This window comes from Thainema salinarum CENA647 (genome assembly GCF_057732415.1).
The window spans coordinates 3,161,922-3,183,051 of the sequence record NZ_JBYJZJ010000022.1; the positions used below are offsets into that span (position 1 = coordinate 3,161,922).

Annotated in this window: 12 protein-coding genes; 7 read left to right on the forward strand and 5 right to left on the reverse strand. The window is 52.6% G+C overall.

All coding sequences use genetic code 11. The features are described from left to right. Positions 1-144: 144 nt before the first annotated feature. Positions 145-621: a hypothetical protein gene (locus tag AC286M_RS20715; protein ID WP_488206200.1), complete on the forward strand. Its 477-nt coding sequence runs from the start codon at positions 145-147 to the stop codon at positions 619-621. Between the two features lie 171 nt (positions 622-792). Here AC286M_RS20715 and AC286M_RS20720 read toward each other — a convergent pair whose 3' ends face one another. The 4 genes from AC286M_RS20720 to AC286M_RS20735 form a co-directional block, all read right to left on the reverse strand. Continuing rightward, a complete protein-coding gene (locus tag AC286M_RS20720; RefSeq protein WP_488203413.1) occupies positions 793-1,992 on the reverse strand; it encodes an IS4 family transposase in 1,200 nt (399 codons plus the stop codon). 99 nt (positions 1,993-2,091) lie between these two features. Then, positions 2,092-4,518, reverse strand: coding sequence for a branched-chain amino acid ABC transporter ATP-binding protein/permease (locus tag AC286M_RS20725; protein WP_488206201.1), 2,427 nt, complete (start codon positions 4,516-4,518; stop codon positions 2,092-2,094). 24 nt (positions 4,519-4,542) lie between these two features. After that, entirely contained in the window at positions 4,543-5,412 is an 870-nt protein-coding gene (locus AC286M_RS20730) for a branched-chain amino acid ABC transporter permease (protein ID WP_488206202.1), read from the reverse strand. A gap of 5 nt (positions 5,413-5,417) precedes the next feature. Continuing rightward, a complete protein-coding gene (locus tag AC286M_RS20735; protein ID WP_488206203.1) occupies positions 5,418-6,677 on the reverse strand; it encodes an ABC transporter substrate-binding protein in 1,260 nt (419 codons plus the stop codon). A 426-nt stretch (positions 6,678-7,103) separates the two neighbouring features. Between AC286M_RS20735 and AC286M_RS20740 the strand changes: the two genes are divergently transcribed. Then, on the forward strand, positions 7,104-8,213 hold the full coding sequence (locus tag AC286M_RS20740; protein ID WP_488206204.1) for a geranylgeranyl reductase family protein: 1,110 nt from the start codon (positions 7,104-7,106) through the stop codon (positions 8,211-8,213). 345 nt (positions 8,214-8,558) lie between these two features. After that, positions 8,559-10,292, forward strand: coding sequence for an alpha-glucosidase (locus AC286M_RS20745; RefSeq protein ID WP_488206205.1), 1,734 nt, complete (start codon positions 8,559-8,561; stop codon positions 10,290-10,292). A gap of 71 nt (positions 10,293-10,363) precedes the next feature. Here the strand turns inward: AC286M_RS20745 and AC286M_RS20750 are convergent, their stop codons facing one another. Further along, positions 10,364-11,779 (reverse strand): IS4 family transposase, encoded by a 1,416-nt coding sequence (locus tag AC286M_RS20750; RefSeq protein WP_488203605.1) that lies wholly within the window; start codon positions 11,777-11,779, stop codon positions 10,364-10,366. Positions 11,780-12,024: 245 nt separating this feature from the next. Here AC286M_RS20750 and AC286M_RS20755 point away from each other — a divergent pair, with 245 nt between their 5' ends. The 4 genes from AC286M_RS20755 (at position 12,025) to smc (ending at position 21,080) form a co-directional block, all read left to right on the forward strand. Further along, on the forward strand, positions 12,025-14,763 hold the full coding sequence (locus tag AC286M_RS20755; protein WP_488206206.1) for a valine--tRNA ligase: 2,739 nt from the start codon (positions 12,025-12,027) through the stop codon (positions 14,761-14,763). A 688-nt stretch (positions 14,764-15,451) separates the two neighbouring features. Next, positions 15,452-16,042: an HmpF-related protein gene (locus AC286M_RS20760; RefSeq protein ID WP_488206207.1), complete on the forward strand. Its 591-nt coding sequence runs from the start codon at positions 15,452-15,454 to the stop codon at positions 16,040-16,042. A 174-nt stretch (positions 16,043-16,216) separates the two neighbouring features. Further along, positions 16,217-16,990, forward strand: a complete 774-nt coding sequence (locus AC286M_RS20765; protein WP_488206208.1) for an ABC transporter permease — start codon at positions 16,217-16,219, stop codon at positions 16,988-16,990. A 343-nt stretch (positions 16,991-17,333) separates the two neighbouring features. Next, positions 17,334-21,080, forward strand: a complete 3,747-nt coding sequence (smc, locus tag AC286M_RS20770) for a chromosome segregation protein SMC (RefSeq protein ID WP_488206209.1) — start codon at positions 17,334-17,336, stop codon at positions 21,078-21,080. Positions 21,081-21,130 lie beyond the last annotated feature (50 nt).

The window sequence follows — 21,130 nt, forward strand, 5'->3', positions numbered from 1 at the left end:
TGTTTGTTCGCCTTTAGAGTGTTGAGTTATTGCTATATCTACGCTGGTTAGAACGCGGAAAACTCTAAAACCGTTAGAACGTTGCAACGTTCTAACGGTTTTAGAGTTCGATTAATGTCTTAACTAAAATGGCTACGGCTATGTATGAAACCCTCAACTGCTAGTTCCGCTGCCCCCGTAACGCTATCTGCTGTTGAGCGTAAGTTTATGCAGCAACTGCTCGCATGCCCAAATCAAACTGCTTCCATTGACCAAATTCAACCGAATCCTAAAACCTCTGCTGCGAAGCGCGATCGCATTTGTCGCCGCCTACAGCAGCTAGGTCTAGTTAACTACACCATTGAAGTCACGCGATTCAGCATTACGCCGCTCGGTAAAACAACCCTCAAGCTAGACTGCCCCCGCGCCTGCTTGCCAATTACACCAGACGAACGAGCCATTCTCCTCGCCTGCCAGTACCGCACAATTACGCTCCAAACCCTAGAGCCGCTGCGATTAAACTCACCCGAACAGCAGCAGCAAATCATTCAAAACCTAGCCCATCGCCGCCTGATCAAAATTGTCGAATCCATCATCACCCACGTATCCGCCACACAGCCCGAGCATTCCGCGCAACCTTAATTCTCATTCTCAACAACTGTAGCCCCAAAGCCCCCTTGCCCCCTCACTCTCCTACCCTCCCACTCCCTCACGCCTCACACCTCACTTCTACGCCCCTAAATACGCCCTCATCACCTGATCATCCTGCTGAAGCTCCGCTCCTGTTCCCGACCTGAAAGGGTGACAACATAGCTAGATAGCTTGCTGCATCAAGGATAGGGCACGGAGACCCCGCTGAAAATAGAGGCGTTTGTGGGGTTTGAGCGCCATCAACTGAAACGCTTGATTGGCCCACAGTTCCATCCCATACGTCCACCGTTGCCCATAGAGAGCCAAGCTGAACTCACTGTGTCGCAAGGTTTTATCTTGGTGTTTTTGAATACGTCCAGCATAGTGGTCAATGCGGAGTTGCCGCATCCATTGCCCCTGTAGGGTGGCCAAACTGTACGCGATCGCAATGAGTAAGAGCAAGGCTAAAAATCGGGGTTCATTGACCTTGGTGTCCTCTAAGTTGTAGCCCCCAGTCTTACAGTCCTTGAAGAGCTGCTCAATGCCCCAGCGACAGCGATAGATCTCAATGGCCTGCTTCAAATTAGGCAGATTGGTGAGAATATACCAGGGGTCTTTCGGGCCTTTGTTACGATAGCTTCGTTTCCAATAGATCGCCAAATTAAAGGGACCCAACCCATCGCCTTTGTTGGCCAAGATGCCCCGATAGAACTGTCTCATGCCGGGTTGAATGCCCAAGTCTTTCACCACGGTATACTCCTGTTGCACACTCACTTGAAAATGAAGGTCTTTCTTCTGCCGCAAGGCAAACATGATGCCCCTGGAGTCTAGCCATTTAGCTAGTTTTGGACTATGGAACTCTCGGTCTCCAAGCACTAAGACGGGGTAGGATTTCAACAGGGGGAAAACGGCTTTTAGCAGTCGTTTTTGAGTCCGAAGGTCGCTGTTGCCGCTTTGCTTTAAGACCTCCCAATACAGGGGCAGGGCATGGGTGCCCCAGATCAGAGAGACCATGAAGATATTTCGCCCTTTCCACTGAGTGCGGTCAATCGCCAGAATCCAGTAGCCATACTTTTGATGCTTCAGTTGTTTGAGGCGGCGGCGTTGGGATCGATTCAATCCCCGTCCGGTTTGCTCTTGCCGAATCCAGTATTTCACCAGCGGAAACCACAGCAGTTTGACCCTCAGTTGAGGCAAGACTAAAAACCGCTGTAAGTTCCGTTTTCGACTGCCATATTGAATCGGTTGAGGAAAGACACTGGCTAAAACTGACAGTTTGACCTGACGATGGGCCTGTAGCAAACATAACAAGAGCTGCAGGGTCAAATACTGCGGGTCGCTCAGATGAGCTTGGAGGGTGGTTTGGTAGAATGCAGGAAACATATTTGGTTGGGGGAGTCTGCTCAAGGCTCCCTATTTCTTTGCCTCTGTTATTCTCTCAAAGCTTTGTCCACCTTGGTTCTGAACTCGCTTGTCACCCGGTTAGGTTCCCGACTGCACCACTTGCCCGGTTTCGAGTAAGTAAGCCCGATCGGCAACCGCCAGCGCCAAGCCTGCCATCTGATCGACTAGCAGAATCGTCATGCCTTCATCGCGTAGCTGAGCCAGCGTTGCATAGAGATCAGTTACCAGTTTGGGAGCCAAACCCAAAGACGGTTCATCCAGCAGCAGCAGTTTAGGGCGAGCCATTAAACCCCGACCAATGGCGAGCATCTGCTGTTCGCCACCCGAAAGTAAACCCGCTTTTTGATTGCGCCGTTCCTGTAAACGGGGAAAGCGATCGAGTACTGCCGCGATATCCAGCTCAATCTGATCATCCTGACGATTGAATGCTCCCAGTCGCAAGTTATCAATCACCGTCAGTTCCTTGAATACCTGGCGACCTTCCGGCACCAACACAATGCCCTGCTTGCCGATGTCATGGGCTGGAATTCCCGTCAGCGCTTGGCCTTGAAAGGTGATCTCTCCTGACCAAGGCTGGATCAGCTGCGTCACCGACTTCATCAAGGTGCTTTTGCCCGCGCCATTGGCCCCAATCACCGCGACTAATTCACCTGCATTCACCGTCAGGTCAATTTCCTTCAGCACCTGCAGCTTGTCATAGCCAGAAACTAACTGGTGGATGTGCAGCAAAGGTTGCTGTTGCACAACGGCAGGACGAGTCAGATCAGGCGAATCGATGCCCAAGTAGGCGGCTAGAACGTCTGGATCTTGCTGCACCTGTTTAGGTGGCCCCACACAAATGCGATCGCCACTGTCTAACACGACGACCTGATCGGAAATATCCATCACCAAATCCATATCGTGTTCGATCAGGATAACGGGAATGCCGCTACTGGCAATGCGGCGAATTAGGCTCGCCAGAGCTTGCTTGTCGTCTTTACTCAAACCAGCGGCAGGTTCATCCAGTAACAGCAACTGTGGCCCCAGTACCAGCGCACGGGCGATTTCCGCCAGTCGCCGATCGACAAACGGTAAGTTAGCAGAGATTTGGTGTACGTCGCCTTTGAAGCCGACAAAAGATAGAACTTCCAGCAGCGCTTTTTCCGGCTGTCTGGGCGCTTTACCGCGACCCACCAATGCCGAAAAGATTGACCGGGGATGGGCACCTTTAGCCGCGACTCGCAGATTATCAATCACGGATAGAGAATCAAACAGCCGCGTAGCTTGAAAGGTACGACCAACCCCTGCACGTGCGATCGCAAGTCCCGATTTACGGGTTAGATCGGTTTGACCGAGCTGAATCTGTCCGGTTTGGGTTTGATAGAAGCCGCTGATCAGATTGAGTAGAGTCGTTTTGCCTGCGCCATTGGGGCCAATCACAGCCGTTACCGTTCCAGGTTGAGCAGTAAGGCTGACATCCGTGACCGCTTTGACGCCACCGAACTGAATGCCGACCGATTTCACGTCCAACGCTGCTGCCGTGTGGTGACGGGTGATTAGCGTCGGCATATCGGGGGGCGTTTCCAGGGGATAAACCGGAGCTTGGCGGTCAAACCAGCGCTTGAGGGGACTGGTTAACCCTTCGGGAGCAACCCACAGCGTCAGCAGCAGCAGGGAGCCAAAGATCAAAAGCTGATAATCGGCAAAGTCTTTAATCAGTTCTGGCAGCAGCACCAGCACAATTGCGCCGACGAGTGCGCCTTCAGCGGTGCCGATGCCGCCGAGAATGACGACCAGCAGAAACAAGATTGAGCGGTGCAGGGTGAAGCTGTCGGGACTGACAAAGCCAATCGTGGAGGCAAAAAAGGCTCCGGCTAAACCCGTGAAGGCAGCAGATACCGCAAAGGCCACGACTCGCACAGCTAGAGGATTCAAGCCCAGTGAGGTAGCGGCTGTTTCATCATCGCGCACGGCTTGAAACGCCTTGCCCCAGGGATGATATTTGAGCTGATCGAACGACCAGAGGGAGCCAAAGGCAATGACGACGGCGATCAGCACCACGTCTTTCAGAGCAGGCTGTAGTCCGAACAGCACGGGCTTAGGAATGCTGCTCAGGCCACCAAAGCCACCCGTCAGTCCAACCCACTCGATTAACACCCGTTCGACAATGATGCCAAAGGCAATCGTCACCATCGCCAGGTATGGCCCTGTAACGCGCAGAGCGGGAGCTGCTAGGGCTGCACCTGTGCCAGCGGTTGCCACAATGGCCGCGATCGCAGCTGGGGGAAATGACCATTCAACATCCAGCATTAGCAGGCTGGCAACGTAAGCGCCAATGGCAAAAAAGCCCGCGTGACCAATCGAGATCTGACCGGATAGCCCCACCAGGATATTCAGTCCCACCGCCACCATTGTGGTGATGGCGATCATGCCGATGGTGTAGAGGTAGTAGGTGTTGGGGGCCAGCAGGGTGGCTGCGATCGCACCTGCCAATAACCCGATTCCGATCCAGCCGCGAATGTTCATGATGTTGTTTTGAACTCTGAATTTTTAAACCTTCTTCACCTGAGCCTGGCCAAACAGACCGTAGGGCCGCAGCGCCAGCATGAGAATGACCACCGCAAAACCAACAATTTCGCGGTAGCTGCCGCCCAGCAAACCCGCCGCCGCGGACTCGACAAGTCCGTAGATAATTCCCGCCACCATCACGCCCCAGGGATTACCCAAACCGCCGATAATAGCAGTGGCAAATGCTTTCAGCCCCAATAGTATGCCCATCGTGGCCGAGACGTTGCTGACCGGAGCAATTAGCATCCCAGCCAAAGCCGCCAGAGCCGTAGAAATGCCAAAGGTATAAGCAATCATCCGCTCCACCGGAATGCCCATCAGTCGCGCTGTACTGTGGCTCTCACTGACGGCTTGGAGAGCTTTACCCAAGAGGGTGCGATTGAATAAGAGGCGAAGTGCGATCGCAACCGCTAAGCCCACGACTGGGATCAGCAGTTCGACCGGAAAGACACCGAATCCCAGGAGCTGAATTGGCGTTTCGGCCCAGGCGGAAGGATAGCCCCGCGTTTCCTTGCCAAACGTGAGCATGGCTAAGTTTTCCAGGATGATACCCAAGGCAATCGTGGTCAGCAGCCAGCTACTCGATCCCCCTTCGGCAAAGGGGCGCACGACGAACCGCTCAATCAGTAACCCTAGGCCAAAGCTGGCAACTAGGGTAATCGGCACCGCCAACCAAGCCGGAACGCCCAATGTGATGTTGAGGCTGTAGCACAGCACGGCCCCCACCATCACCGATGCGCCCTGCGAGAAGTTCATCGTGTTGGAAACAGCGTAGGTAATCTGAAACCCCAAAGCCACCAGCCCATACAGGCTACCGACGGCAATACCGGACAAAATCAGTTGAGACCACATTGCGCCTATCCCTTAAAGGGCACCAGTTGATTACCTTTCCACTGCACCAAGATATAGTCATCCTCATTTAGAGCATCGTGGTTATCCGGAGAAAAAGGCTGCTCGTAGGTTTTGATCAAGCCTTCATAGGTCGGCAAATTGTAAAATGCCTCTCGCAGCGTCGGCCCGTCGGTGCTGCCAGCGGTATCGAGGGCCAGCGCCACCAAATTCATCGCGTCATAGGAGTTGGCGGTTCCCACAGGCGCGATAATATCCTGCGGCCCGGACACGTTGTACTTTTCCTGTAACTTACTCATGACCGATTTTGAGAGCGTATCGTCTGCATCGTAGAAGCTATAGGTCTGCATAAACACAATCCGGTCAGCCGCTTCTTGACCCGCCAGTTCTGGAAATCGTCCGCCAGTTGGTCCCCAGTGGGAAACAACTGGCACATCCCAACCGAGCCGGACTAGCGACTTCATTGCCTGGGCAGAAGGAGCCGCATTAGCCACCATCAGCAGCGCTTCTGCCCCAGCATCCTGAAGCCGACCCAACTGCGGCGAAATATCGGTATCGCCATCATTAAACTTCTCAATGCCAACAATTTCGATGTCGTATTTCGGTGCCCACTCTTCAAAACCCGCCTGGTTTGACTCACCCCAGGGATTGTTGATCAGCACTAAGCCGACTTTGCGGGCACCGATTTCATTCTTGGCGTAGCGCAGCAGATAGCTGTCCACGATGTTGTCATTAGCCGAGACGCGGAAGGCATAGTTAGGGTCGAACTCATTGCGGGTAATGTTCGTCGCCGCTGCCCATACGCCCATGTAGGGTACCTGTAGCTCATGGAACACAGGCAGCATCGCCAGCGAAACCGGAGAATCTAGTCCACCAAATACCAGCGCCACTTTTTCTTGCTCAATCAGTTCCCGCGCCGCCGCGACTCCTTTGGCAGGGGTAGACTCATCATCGCGAATCACTAATTCTAAGGGTCGTCCACCCATCACGCCGCCCTTGGCGTTGATTTCTTCTAGCGCAATAGTTAATCCCCGCGTAATCGATTCACCAGAGACAGCAGATGGGCCAGTGACTGCCGCCACTAGACCCAGCTTGATTGGTCCAGACGAAGCCGCTGCACCGTCACCTGTATCGGTCGTTGCGCCAGTATCTGTCGTTGTAGCACAACCCGTCAGCTTGGACAGTAATAGAGCTGCACTAAAACCTGCCGCTCCCTGTAAAACCTGTCGCCGTTTGAAATAAATGCGATCGCGGGAATGATGAGTCATAGTCTTCCAATATCTCAACAATGAACAACAGCGTTCTCAAAGCAAGCATAATGTACGCCGATTATCGGTTTCAGTTTGTATCTCTTTTGATATTTGTTATACAAAATCCTACTCTGTTGTGTACTGTATACACTGAAGTTCATTGTGATGTAGCTGTAGCCAGCTAAGCTGGGACACGGACGTTGTTGTAGCGCGGCGATGCCGCGCGTTCTAACCAATATAGCTATCGCTATAAAACAAATTTGGTACGGTACAAGATATGAGCGTATCTCAAAGAATTTGTTTGTCTCCTTCCAAACAAATGAAAACTCGATGAATTTCTCCAGTTCAGCTGCAATTTTCGGTTCTGCTTTGGTTACTTTGTGACAAGCACATGCGCTATCTGTCGCTGTATCTGTCCTTTATCCCGTGAGAGAAGCTCCCCCTATGTTTGACTGTATTATCGTAGGCGCAGGCCCTGCTGGTGGATCAGCCGCTTATCATCTGGCGAAAAAAGGTCATTCAGTTTTACTAGTAGAACGAGCTGCACTACCCCGATACAAACCTTGCAGCGGCGGTGTTTCACCTGTTGTCGCTCAGTGGTTTGATTTCGATTTCAGTCCGGTTATCTCCTGCACGGTGGATCAGGTGCGCTACACCTGGCAGCGTAAAGATCCCATTGAAGCTCAATTGACGACCGCAGAACCGATGTGGATGGTTGAGCGAGATAAGTTTGATCATTTTCTCGTACAGCAGGCTCAAGCCAAGGGAGCAGAACTGCGCGATCGCACTGAAGTAGTTGGGATTTCCTTCAGCACCGACCGCTGGCAAGTTACTACCTCGAACGGCGTCGTAGAAGGGAAATACCTGATCGCAGCAGACGGGGCCAAAGGGCCGATGGCGAAGTGGCTCGGGTTCAACCTGCCCGAACCGACAGACGCAGAGGTACTGGAAATTAAAGGCGCAAGTTCATCCACCGCTCATTTCGATATTGGTTTGGTGAAAAGCGGCAACCTATGGGCTTTCCCAAAAGCAGATGGCTACTCCGTTTCGGCCTGCGCTTTCCGGGGCAAAGCGCCCAGCGACTATCAAAAGCCACTGACAGACTATGCTGCCTTTTTAGGATTAGAATCAGGCGAACTTCATCGTCACCCGATCGCATTTTGGCAAGAACAGCGACCGTTACACACCCAAAACGCACTGCTGGCTGGAGAAGCTGCCGCCCTGGTTGATCCGCTCTCCGGTGAAGGCATCCGTCCGGCCATGTTTAGCGGTGTGAAAGCGGCTGAAGCGATTGATGCAGCACTGGCCGGAAATAGCGGTGCTCTGGAAGGCTATACGCAAACCCTCAACAGTGAGTGGGGCAGCAATTTAGACACCGCCAAGAAAATCTCTGGCCTATTCTACAAGGTGCCCGGAATCGCTTACAAAGTCGGCTTGAAGCGTCCCGCTGCCACCAAGCGCATGGGTCAAGTCCTCACAGGTGAAACCAGCTATGCTGAGCTGTCCCAAAAGATTGCAGCTCGGCTGAATAAGATTCCTGGCGTAAAGCTGTAAGCGAGCAGTTCCCATCAATCCTCAAATTCAAAAACCGTTTCTTTCCAGAACAAGCGGGGGCTATGCGTGTCATAGCCCTTTTTTGTTTAGTTTTTTGGGCATTTATTATTGGATGCAATTCGAAAACGGCTGTAAGTTGTGGTTCTTAACTGGTTTCTAACTATAGAGAGACTAAGTGCGATCGCAATTTATATCACATGAATAGTGTGAACTAGCTCTCTTTACTACACGATGATCCAGACTTCATAGCGAGTCTACTTAGCGCTTGATTTGATTGGGTTAATCCTCAGACTCAGCACTGAACACACCCTTAGCGCTAACGTGTAGAACTGGTAGTAAGAGAATATGCAGTCAAAAAACAAAGCATGGTGGCGTAGCGCTACTATTAACCGACGAGCGTGGCAGTGGGAAGATGCGAACCACGCGGTTCACGATGGCGAGTGGTGGCAAAACGCAATTATTTATCAGATTTCGCCCTGGTGCTTTTTTGATACAACGGGCAGCGGCAAAGGCGATCTGAACGGCATCATCGAAAAACTGAACTACGTTGCCAGCCTCAATGTTGACGCCATTTGGCTAACGCCAATCTGTGAATCCCCGATGGACGACTTGGGGTATGACATTACCGACATGCAGTGCGTCGGCTCAGCGTTTGGCACGATGGATCAATTTCAGCAGCTTTTAGAAATTGCCCACGGCATGAAGCTAAAGGTGATTCTCGATCAGGTCTGGAATCATACCTCCGACCAGCACCCGTGGTTTCAAGAAAGCCGCCAGAGCCGAGATAATCCCAAAGCAGACTGGTACGTTTGGGCCGATCCGAAACCGGATGGTTCGCCGCCCAATAACTGGCTGTCGTCATTCATCGGCAAAAGCGCTTGGCAATGGGAACCGCAGCGTGAACAATACTACTTTTTCAATTTTTTAGCCAGTCAGCCTGACTTGAATTGGAATAATCCTGACGTGGTGGATGCAATTTTGGAGCGGGCAAAATTTTGGCTAGATGCTGGAATTGACGGATTGCGAATTGACGCCGTCAATTACTTTTTGCACGACGAACAACTGCGAGATAATCCAACTCGGCCTGAAAAAGATTCTCCCCCCGATGGTGTGCCGCCTGATAATCCGCTCGCCGATCAGATTTTGTGTAACAGCTTCAACCGTCAGGAAACCTTGGATCTGCTCAAGCCGATTCGGGAGTTGGTGGATCAATATCCGGGTGTGATGACGCTGGGAGAAGTGACGCTGTGCGAAGACTCCATCCAGTTGGCCAGCCAATATGTAGACGGCAAAGATCGGCTCCACATGGCCTACCACAGCGGGCTGTTGGTTAATCAACCAATGACAGCAACGCTCATGCACGACGTCCTACAGCGAGTTGTGGAGCATTTCGATACCGGAGGAGCCTGCTGGATTGTCGGTAATCATGACTACGGTCGGTTGCGATCGCAGTGGACAAGCAAAGACGCCAACGGTAATCCCTACCCAGAGGAGCTCTACCACCTGATGGCAGCGCTGCTGCTGTCTTTACCCGGTGCCTTCTGTCTCTATCAGGGTGATGAACTGGGGCTAAAAGTGGCGCAGATTCCAGAAGATATTTCCCCTGAGCAAATCCGTGATCCCTTTGGTAAAGCGCTTTATCCAGATGTCGTGGGACGAGACGGTTCCCGGACGCCGATGCCTTGGACAGCGGACGCGCCCCATGCTGGCTTTACGACGGGTGAGCCGTGGTTACCAGTACCGGATCACCACTGCGATCGCGCCGTTGATCGTCAGCACCGCGATCCCCATTCCATCCTGAATACCTGGCGTAAATTCCTGCATTGGCGCAAGGATCAACCCGCTTTAGAAGCTGGTCAGCTCAATCTGCTGGAAGCGGAGGAACCACTACTCGCCTTTGAGCGGGGCTATGCGGAACAAAGCCTGCTGTGTATTTTCAACATTAGCGATCGCTCAGCCCAGTATGAACTGCATGGTGTCCCTTTGAAGCGTGTATTTCACATCCGAGAACCTGCTGCTGAAGTTGCAGGTGACACAGTAAAGCTGCCAGCCTATGGAACGTTTTTTGCGGAGATTTGAAGCGGTGGGGTCGATTATTTGGAAGGGGGGCTGTAGAGGGCTATAGAGGAATGGCACTGACATAAGCTGTATCAAGCTAGCAACCTGGCTTTCAAGACGGAGCGAGGTTCCTGCATTCTTGGGAACGGTTTGGGACGGCGCTTTACAACTCGGGGTTCTGAACGGTTGGGTCGAAACGGAATCACCAACTCTCGCACCACGTTTAACAAGGCCTGGTAGCCTCGCCGTCGTTCGGATGGAGCTAGATGCAGCAACTCAGGCCGGAAGTGATTGAACTGTTGCCGAGCACCTTGTAGAGAGACTCGCAACACCCCGACCTCGCCGTCGGCTGTCGCCTCCCACATCAGGGTGCGAAGCAGATTGTAGGCCAACAGATGCACCCAAATACTTTTGCTCACCATGGTGGGTGTTTTGGCAGCAATCATCTCCATGGCTAAGGTGGTTTTGAGATGCCGGAGATTAACTTCGGCGGCCTGCCAGCGGAGCTGATAGAGTTCGGCAAGTTTAGCTTTGGGATAGCGGTTGGGATCGAGTAGCGTCGTTACCACCACAAAGTTGGTCGGGCGAAACCCAGGAACCTGAATGAAGAGATACACTTCCCGCACCTCAATGGATGCCGCCAGAGCCTCGAACTCCTGCGGCTTGAGGGCTTGAGGGCATTGCTTCGGGCGCTGCCAGCGGACGATGTGATCGCCAATGCCCAGTTTTTTGCCCCGTCTGAAATCGCAGCGGCGCTGATGATGCTTGCGAAAGACAGCATCGGCTCCCATCCGGGCGACCCAGGCCAAATCTACATAGGTGCCATAGGCTGAATCGGCCACCACCACATCCTCGGGGCGCAGTTTCTGATAGAGTTGGCGGGCTAGACGCCATTCACTCACCCGCAACGGAGCCATCGCCACGGCCATAACCGCTCCCGTGGTGACACAAAACCACACTTGGAGTTTGAGAATCGGAAAGCCGCAGCCCTCTTTCTGATTGCTGTGTTGAGGATACTCGGCTTGGTTGGCCTGCGTGTCACTCATCAAGACCGTCGTCGCATCAAAGGCTTTAACCGGACGGCCACACCAGCGTTGCTCTGGGGAGACTTGGCGCTGCAACGCCCTCACCACCCGCTCGAACAGGGGCGGAAATATCGACTCGGGAAGGCGTTTTCGTGCTTTACTATAGCCCCCGGTATCGGCTGAGGGCACCTCCAATCCCGACACGCTCATCCAGGTCACCACTCGCTTGACTGCATGGCTGAGACTGCTGTCGGCATCCAGCACTTGGGAGAGCCAACTCCACAGGACGACCATGGGAGTGTAGAGGACTTGTCGATATCGGATTCCCTGCTCGCTCAGCACAGTTTCAATCTCTGCTTCCGGCAGCATCTCAGCAAAGGGTAGACCGATGCTGCTCTGATAGTTGGCCTTGAGAACGTCCGCACGATTCGGCATCATAGAGGCAAGGTTATGGGCTTCAACGGTTTGATTCTGACAAATCAGGCGCTTGAAGCCTTTTTTGCTCTCTTATGTCAGTGCCATTCGGCTATAGAGGGAGTGAGGAGTAAAGCGTATTCTTACCACTCAGTTCTCAGCACTCAAAACTTAAAACTCAAAACTTAAAACTTCTCACTCCTCACGCTTTACTTCCTCAAACAGACGTGGGCTTTCTGGCCGATTTCCGATAACGTTATAGATGTTTGAATTGATTGCTAATCTTTATTAACTAACTGTTCTGCGAACGTTCTATGACTGCGACCATTCCCAACCTGCCCAGCCAGTACGATCCCTTTGAAACCGAAGCCAAATGGCAGCGCTATTGGGAAGACCGTGAAGTCTTCAAAGCCGATCCGGATGCGCCCGGTGAGCCGTTTTGCGTGGTGATTCCGCCACCGAACGTGACGGGTAGCCTGCACATGGGCCACGCCTTCGAGAATGCGCTGATCGATACGATTGTGCGCTATTTCCGCATGAAGGGCCGCAACACTCTCTGGCTGCCGGGTACTGACCACGCCAGCATTGCGGTAAGTACAATTTTGGATAACGAACTGCGATCGCAGGGCAAAACCCGTGAAGAGGTCGGACGCGATGCTTATTTGCAGCGGGCTTGGGAATGGAAAGAAGAATCCGGCGGCACCATTGTGAATCAGCTCCGTAAGCTGGGCGTGTCGGTGGACTGGACGCGGGAACGCTTCACGATGGACGAGGGGCTATCGGAGGCGGTTCTGACTGCATTTAATCAGCTCTATGACGAGGGGCTAATCTATCGCGGCAACTACATGGTCAACTGGTGCCCCGCCAGCCAGTCGGCAGTGTCCGATTTAGAAGTAGAAAACAAGGAAGTGCAGGGCCATCTATGGCATTTCCGCTATCCCTTCACCGATGGCTCTAGCTACGTGGAAGTAGCGACGACGCGACCGGAGACGATGCTGGGCGATACGGCAGTTGCGGTCAATCCCAAGGATGAGCGCTATAAGCACCTGATCGGCAAAACTCTGCGCCTACCGATTATGAACCGCGAGATTCCGGTGATTGGCGATGAGTATGTTGATCCGAAATTTGGCTCCGGCTGCGTCAAGGTCACTCCAGCCCACGACCCAAACGACTTCGAGATGGGTAAGCGCCACAACCTGCCCATGATCACGATCATGAATAAGGACGGCACCCTGAATGAGAATGCGGGAGATTTTCAGGGCCAAGATCGGTTTGAAGCGCGGAAGAACGTCGTGAAGCGGCTGGACGCTGAGGGTTTCTTGGTTCGCATTGAGGACTACAGCCACTCGGTTCCCTATAGCGATCGCGGTAAGGTTCCGGTTGAACCGCTACTCTCAACCCAGTGGTTCGTCAAAATTGAACCCTTGGCAAGTCGGGCGCTGCAATTCTTGGAAGATCAGCACTCACCTGCCTTCGTGCCGGAGCGCTGGACGAAGGTTTACCGCGACTGGCTGATGAATCTGCGCGACTGGTGTATTTCTCGCCAGCTCTGGTGGGGACATCAGATTCCGGCCTGGTATGCCGTAAGTGAAACAGGCGGCGAAATTACCGATAGCACACCGTTTATCGTAGCGATGAACGAAACCGATGCCCGTAAACAGGCCGAGGCCAAATTTGGGGCTGATGTACAGCTAGAGCAAGATCCAGATGTACTCGATACCTGGTTCTCCTCGGGGCTGTGGCCGTTCTCGACGATGGGCTGGCCAAAGCAGACGAAGGACTTAGCAACCTACTATCCCACTACCACACTGGTTACGGGTTTCGACATTATTTTTTTCTGGGTGGCCCGGATGACGCTGATGGCTGGACACTTTACGGGCAAAATGCCGTTTGAAACGGTCTACATTCACGGTCTGGTGCGGGATGAGAACAACCAGAAGATGTCTAAGTCCAAGGGCAACGGCATCGATCCCCTGCTGCTGATCAACAAGTACGGTACCGATGCGCTGCGCTATACCCTGATTCGCGAAGTAGCGGGAGCCGGACAGGATGTTCGTTTGGAGTATGACCGTGAGAAAGATGAGTCCGTTTCAGTAGAAGCCTCGCGTAACTTTACGAACAAGCTGTGGAATGCGGCTCGATTCGTGATGATGAACTTGGAGGGCAAACCACCCACTCAGCTTGGCGATCCGACGGCTCATCCAGAGGCACTAGAACTGAGCGATCGCTGGATTTTGTCGCGCTATTTCCAAACGGTTCATACTGTCCGCCGCTACATGGATGCCTACGGCATGGGCGAAGCAGCCAAGGAACTGTACGACTTTACCTGGGGCGACTTCTGCGACTGGTACATTGAACTGGTCAAGTCACGACTGTTCGGCGACAATGTGGCCACGAAGCAGGCGGCTCGGCAAACCCTGGGATTTGTCCTGGACGGCATTCTCAAGCTGCTGCATCCTTTCATGCCGCACATTACGGAAGAGATTTGGCACACGCTCAATCAAGTGGAAGATGAAGCCGAGTTTCTGTCTCTGGCCTCCTATCCAGAGGTCAAAGCCGACTGGGTTGATCCAAAATTGGAAGAACAGTTTGAGCTGCTGATCGGTGCAGTGCGAGTGCTGCGAAATCTGCGAGCCGAAGCGGGGATTAAACCCTCAGTCAAAGTGAAAGCCGTTTTACAGAGCGATCGCAACCACGAACGCGACATCCTCGCAGCAACTGAAACCTACATTCAGGATTTGGCCAAAGTCGAAACGTTGGAGATTTTAGAATCTGCTGACGACGCGCCCCAGCAGCAAACGATTGCGGGCGTTGTCGGTACTGTACAGGTGCTGATTCCACTATCCGGTGTGGTCGATGTTTCGATTCTGCGTGGCAAGCTAGAGAAAGATCTCGGTAAAATTGAATCAGAGATCAAGTCCCTATCCGGACGGTTAGGCAATGCCAGCTTCGTTGAAAAGGCTCCTGAACAGGTGGTGCAGGGTGCACGGGACGCATTAGCTGAAGCTGAAAAGCAAGCTGAGATTCTCCGCGATCGACTAGCGCGTCTATAGGCTGTTATCTGGATGCAGTTCGGAATCCAAGCCGGGAATTTCGAATGATTGTTTCTCTGATTTCCGTGGAGGGCTGTGCTGGGAGCCTTTCACGGAAATCAGAATCGTGTGGCAGTAGTAGTCACATTGATTAGGGCGTTGGAAAACTCTGAAAACGTTCAAATGTTGGATTTCATAGATGTCTCGACCAACGTGGCGACGGTTATATATCGGTCGGTTGATTGTTGGTTTGGAAGTTGAGTCGGAACACGAATCAATCGCTAAGACCCGTATTTAGGTAGAATCGCGTTTTGGTTGTCATACCGTAGTCTGACTGCCAAGGGTGTCGCTTAATTAGGTCGCAGTAGGTATATCGTAATGATGCTTGTGTGTCATGAGTGAGCCATGACAGTTAATTTGGATTTTTGATTTAGCCTTAACAAAGACACATAATTTTCGGATCGCGACTTTTTCCTGCGTAATGGGAAAAATAGTGGCAAGTCGCCAGCAGAACAGGATTAAATAGGCTGAAAATAAAAAAGTTGTCTAGAGAATAATGCCAATCTCAGATTTTCAACTTAATATGTTCTAGCTTTGTCTGCACAAGGAACAGGTTTACCAAAGCTTAATACGGCTTAACATTGTCTGTTCAATGGTTGAAGAGTATATTCTCTCTAGGTTCCCCTAACGTTTGGTTTGATTATTGTCAATGCTGCATTTGGCTCGCATACAACGAAAAACTTTGCTGGGCAAAGCAGAGCTGTTATTGCTGGCTCGTCAGCGATCCAAATATGCATGGGAAATAGTGGAACCCGCTGAAACTTGCTCCGCAGCAGATGCAAATGCGCTACATGAAGGCAATCTGGTTCTCCTGGATCTTGACGATGATAAAGTCAGCAATCTGCGGGATGCAACCGATTGGATCGTGCAGACACTTGGTGAGTATTTAACTATTGGCATTACGCCAGAGCAGCTACAGGAAGAAATTGAGCGCGCGGAACAGTGGCGTCAATCTCTTACGTTGCAGAGCCAAGAGATTGGTCGGCGGGTTCTGGAAACAGAGGCGCGACGGGATCAGATTCAGCAGTTAGAAGAAAATCTGAAGAAAGAGAAAGAGGAAATTCGCCGCCTAGAAGCCGTACTCCGCGAAAAATATGAGGCGTTAGGCCTAGAACTCAAGCTAGAACACTCATCACTGCCAGCCCAAAATGGATCTGAAAGCGCCCCAGATGAACCGCCTGAACCGAATTCGACATCCTATGAAGATGAAGGAACCAGTGAAGATGCGAAAGCGCAGTGAGAGCAGGATGCCGGTGTATCCTGTTCTCACTGTTTTTAGGGCAAAATCTTAAAACGAGAAACTCGACTGGTAGTCTGTCAGCTTTGTTTTAATGGGCTTTGATGGTTGATGTGCCGCCCGAAGAGTAGCACATAACCATCAAAACTGATTTGAAACAACATTAGGAACAGAATTGTGCTAATTGAATTGGATGCTGTGCGGTTAACCTGGGCCGTTGGCTTAATTGCGATCGCAGTTGGCCTTTCCCTTTGGCAGCGGCTAGAGCTGGAGAAGGATCTGATCATTGCTACCGTACGGGCCACTGCGCAGCTTTTGGCCGTGGGATACGTGCTGGCGGTTGTTTTTGCGTGGCGGAACCCAGTTGCGGTCATTCTGGTCGTGCTGGTGATGTTGTCAGTAGCGGCCTTGGTCACTCGTAACCGGATCAGCAAGAAGATTCCCCGCTTTTTGCCGATGATTTGGGGTTCACTATTGGCGGCAACGGCGTTAACGCTGGCCTACACCAATCTGACGGTGCTGCGCCCTGATACCTGGTACGAACCGCAGTACTTTATTCCCTTAGCCGGAATTGTCCTCGGTAACGCCATGAATGGAGCTGCGATCGCAGGTGAGCGACTATTTAGCACCCTGCGCAATAATCGGCTGGAAATCGAGACGCATTTGAGCTTGGGGGCCGCACCTCAAGTTGCGATCGCGCAATATCGCCGCGAGGCGATACGAGCCGGACTGATTCCCACAATCAACGCCATGATGATCGTCGGCATTGTCAAGCTACCTGGCATTATCACGGGGCAAATTCTGGGTGGAGCTGACCCAATGGATGCGGCGCTGTATCAGCTTTTAATTCTGTTCATGCTGACCTTTGCGGACTTATTGACGGCAATCTTGGTGACGTGGGGATTAGCGCGGAGCTTTTTTAATGAGGCGGCACAGTTGATGGGGTATTGAATGTAGAGGCTGTAAGGGGCTGTAGAGGGTTGTTAAAGGGTAAAGGGAGTCGAGGGAAAGTGTTTGCAGCAAAGTACAGCCGTAACTATATGGGCTAAAACATTCGAAACTCTAAATAACGTTTCAACATTCAATCATGTCGCAATTGAAATGGCTACGACTATATAACCTCTTACTCCCTTAGCTCCCCATCTTCCCCACTCCCTTGCTCCTCTTTTTACGTTACTTAATGTGTTTTGACCAATTTATCGGAGTTTTTGGGGATTTGTGAATAAAATATGAGTCACCCGTTAAACTGGGTGGTATATTTGTACTTTATTGAGCGGAGAGGTGCTGCCCCCTCGTGCATGTTAAGCGTGTCGAACTCTGCAACTTTAAATCCTTTGGCGGCAAAACGTCAGTGCCGTTTTTGCCTGGGTTTACAGTGATTTCTGGCCCAAATGGGTCAGGAAAATCAAATATTTTGGACGCGCTGCTGTTCGCGTTGGGCTTGTCTAGCTCGAAGGGGATGCGGGCGGAACGTCTGCCGGATTTGGTCAACCAAAATCAAAGCCGTAGCCGTTCCACAGTGGAAGCGAGCGTGACGGTTACATTTGATATTAGCGACGAAATTGATGCGCTGCGGGATATTGAAGCGCTGGAACGTGATCAAGGTAACGCTGAAGGATTGAAATCGGCTGAATCAGAAACAGAATCGTTGGCGCAGGAGAATGGACATCAAAATGGCCACTCGCAAAATGGTCACAGCGCTGACGGTGCGTCAGCCGATACTGACTCGGAATCCAATGGCAATTCCGACGACGAAAGCTCTACAGATCCCGCAGCAGAATGGACGGTAACGCGGCGACTGCGGGTAACGCAGCAGGGAACGTACACGTCGAACTACTACATCAACGGCGAACCCTGTACGATGACGGAACTGCATGAGCAGCTTCAGCGATTCCGCATTTATCCAGAAGGCTACAACATTGTTCTCCAGGGGGATGTCACCAGCATCATTTCGATGAATCCCCGTGAGCGACGCACGATTATCGATGAGCTAGCCGGGGTGGCGGCATTCGATCGCAAAATTGACCAGGCGCGTTCCAAACTCGATCAGGTTAAAGAACGCGAAGAGCGGTTCCGCATCGTCGAACAAGAGCTGATTGCCCAGCGCGATCGCTTGGCCCAAGACCGAATTAAAGCCGAGAAATATCAAAAGCTAAGAGCGAAACTGCAAGAAAAAGCTCAGTGGGAAGGCGTGCTGGAGTGGCAGCAGCAGCAAAAACGGGAACAGCGGATTCAGAGAGAGCTAGAAGCTGGCCGTAAAACATTAAATGAACTAGCGGAGCAGCTTGCGGCGCTGTCGGCCACGATTCAAGCAACTAGTGCGGAATTGGAACAGCTCAATGTCCGCGTCAAAGCGCTGGGTGAAGATGAGCATTTGGCGCTCCAGTCCGCCCTGGCAACTCGTGAGGCGGAACTGCGCCAGCTTCAGCGGCAGGAGCAGGAGGGGAAAACCAAGCAGCAAGAGCTGACAGAGCAACTGGCCAAGACGCAGCAGGAGATTCAAGAGCATACCCAGCAGATTGAGCGGATTGGCCAGGAACAGCGCCAGGTTGAACAGCAGCGGCTAGCGGCCCAGGCTGAGCGCGACCAGGTGCAGCAGCAGCTAGAGCAGCGGCGGGAAGCCGTAAGTGAGATCGCAGCCACTTCAGAAGCATGGGTACAAGAACAAACTCACCTACGCCACCGGATTGAGTCGTTGCTCAGCACAATTGAGCCGCAGCGAACAGAGCAGGCGCGATTGCAGGAACGTACCAATCAGCTTCAGATCAAAATTCAGGAGCAGACCGAGAGTTTAGGCTTACTGGCTCAGACCCTGAGCGTCAAGGAAGGCCAGCGCAAGCAGATTCAGGACAATCAGCTTGGTGGAGCGCAAAATACGGTGCAGGGCTTGGCTCAGGCTCTCGCTGCCGCTGAGCAGGAACTCCAGGTGCAGCAAGAAACCCAGACGCGCCTGATCCAGGAGCAGCGGGACAAGCAGCGACAGTTGGATAAGCTGGAAGCGCAAACTCAGGCCATGCAAGAAAGCCAGGGTACTCGTGCCACCAATGTAATTTTGGAGACGGGGCTGCCGGGAATCTGTGGGCTAGTGGCGCAACTGGGTCGGGTTGATCCGCGTTATCAACTGGCGCTGGAAATTGCGGCTGGGGGACGACTGGGCCATCTGGTGGTGGAAGATGATGGTGTGGCAGCAGCGGCGATTGAGCTACTGAAGCAAAAGCGAGCGGGTCGAGCCACATTTTTGCCCCTGAACAAAATTCGCCCACCTCGATTTCAAGAAGTGGCGGCATGGCAGCGTCCCGAGGGTTTTATTGACTATGCCCAGAACTTAATTGAGTGCGACGACCGCTATCAGGAGGTCTTTGCCTATGTATTTGGCGGCACGGTGGTGTTTGAATCCATCGCCGAAGCGCGGCGCAATCTGGGCAGCTATCGGATTGTGACCTTGGACGGGGAACTACTGGAAACCAGCGGCGCAATGACGGGCGGCAGCATCAACGCTCGTCAGGGAACGCTGCATTTTGGCCGCGTGGAAGCGGGCGAATCCGAGGAAGCGATGCAGCTACGGGAGCGACTGGCGGTCATCGATAAAATCCTGATCCGCTGCGAAAACGCGATTCACAAGGCGGCGGCAGCGGTTAAGCAATACAGCCAGGGCATCACGGAAGCGCGCCAAACCCACCGTGAACTGGAACTGCAAGTGCAGCAGTTCGATACCCAAATTCAGCAGTTAACCGAGCAGCAAGGCCAAGGTCAGGCTCAACTGGCTCAGTTTACCCAGGAGCAAACTCAGGCGCAGGAGCGACTCCAGCAGCTAGAGGCAAACTTGCCTGCATTGGAAACTGACCTCCAACAGCAGCGCCAGGTGCTAGCTGATTTGGAACAGTCGCAAACCCACAGCGAGTGGCAGCAGATTCAAGCGGCAGTGCGGCAGTTGGAAACCGAACTGAGCAATCGCCAATTGGCTGTACGGAGTGCTGAACAGCGATCGCAAGATCTAGAAAATCAAACCCAGCGCCTCCAGGAAAAAATCCAGCAGGGCCAAGCCCAGATTCAAGCAATTCGCGCTCAACAGACTCAGCAGATTACCCAAGCCACTGAGCTGACCCAGCAGCAACAGCAGCTCCAGGCGCGGATTGATGAAACAAAGCGTGCGATCGCAGAATTAGACAAAACCCTGGCTTCCGAAAAAGCGGTGCGGGATCAGAAGGAGCGGCAACTGCGGGATCAGCAAACCCAGCAGCAGCAGCTCCAGTGGCAGCAGGAAAAACTAGCGGAATCCCAGCAGCAGCGCCAGCAGGAACTGGCGGAACTGGTGGAACAGCTAGCGGCTCAGCGGGCAGAACTGCCCGAACCGCTACCGGAGATTCCTGAAGATTTAACCTTGGAAGAACTACAGAAAGAACTGCGATCGCTGCAGCGGCGATTGGAGGCAATGGAACCCGTCAACATGCTGGCCTTGGAAGAGTATGACCGTACCCAAGCCCGCCTGGAAGACCTGAGCCAAAAGCTGACCACGCTGGAAGAGGAACGGACGGAGCTGTTACTGCGGGTGGAAAACTTCACTACCCTACGCCGTCAAGCCTTCCGGGAAGCCTTTGATGCTGTGAATACTAACTTCCAGGCGATCTTTGCTGAACTGTCCGATGGTGACGGTAATTTGGATCTGGAAAATCCAGAAGATCCGTTTAGCGGTGGCTTGAACCTGATTGCCCATCCCAAAGGCAAGCCCGTCCGCCGATTGGCTTCCATGTCCGGGGGCGAAAAGTCACTCACGGCACTCAGCTTTATCTTTGCGCTGCAGCGCTACCGTCCGTCACCGTTTTATTCGTTTGACGAAGTAGATATGTTCTTGGATGGGGCAAACGTAGAGCGATTAGCTAAAATGATCAAGCACCAGGCTCAACAAGCGCAATTTATTGTTGTCAGCCTGCGGCGACCCATGATTGAATCGTCAGAACGCACAATTGGCGTCACTCAAGCTCGCGGGGCATACACCCAAGTTTTGGGAATTAGCCTTCAGCAAGAGAAAGCTTCTGTGTAGTTCTGTAAAATTGTGGAATTATAGGTAACAAGATCTTACTGCTCAAAGCC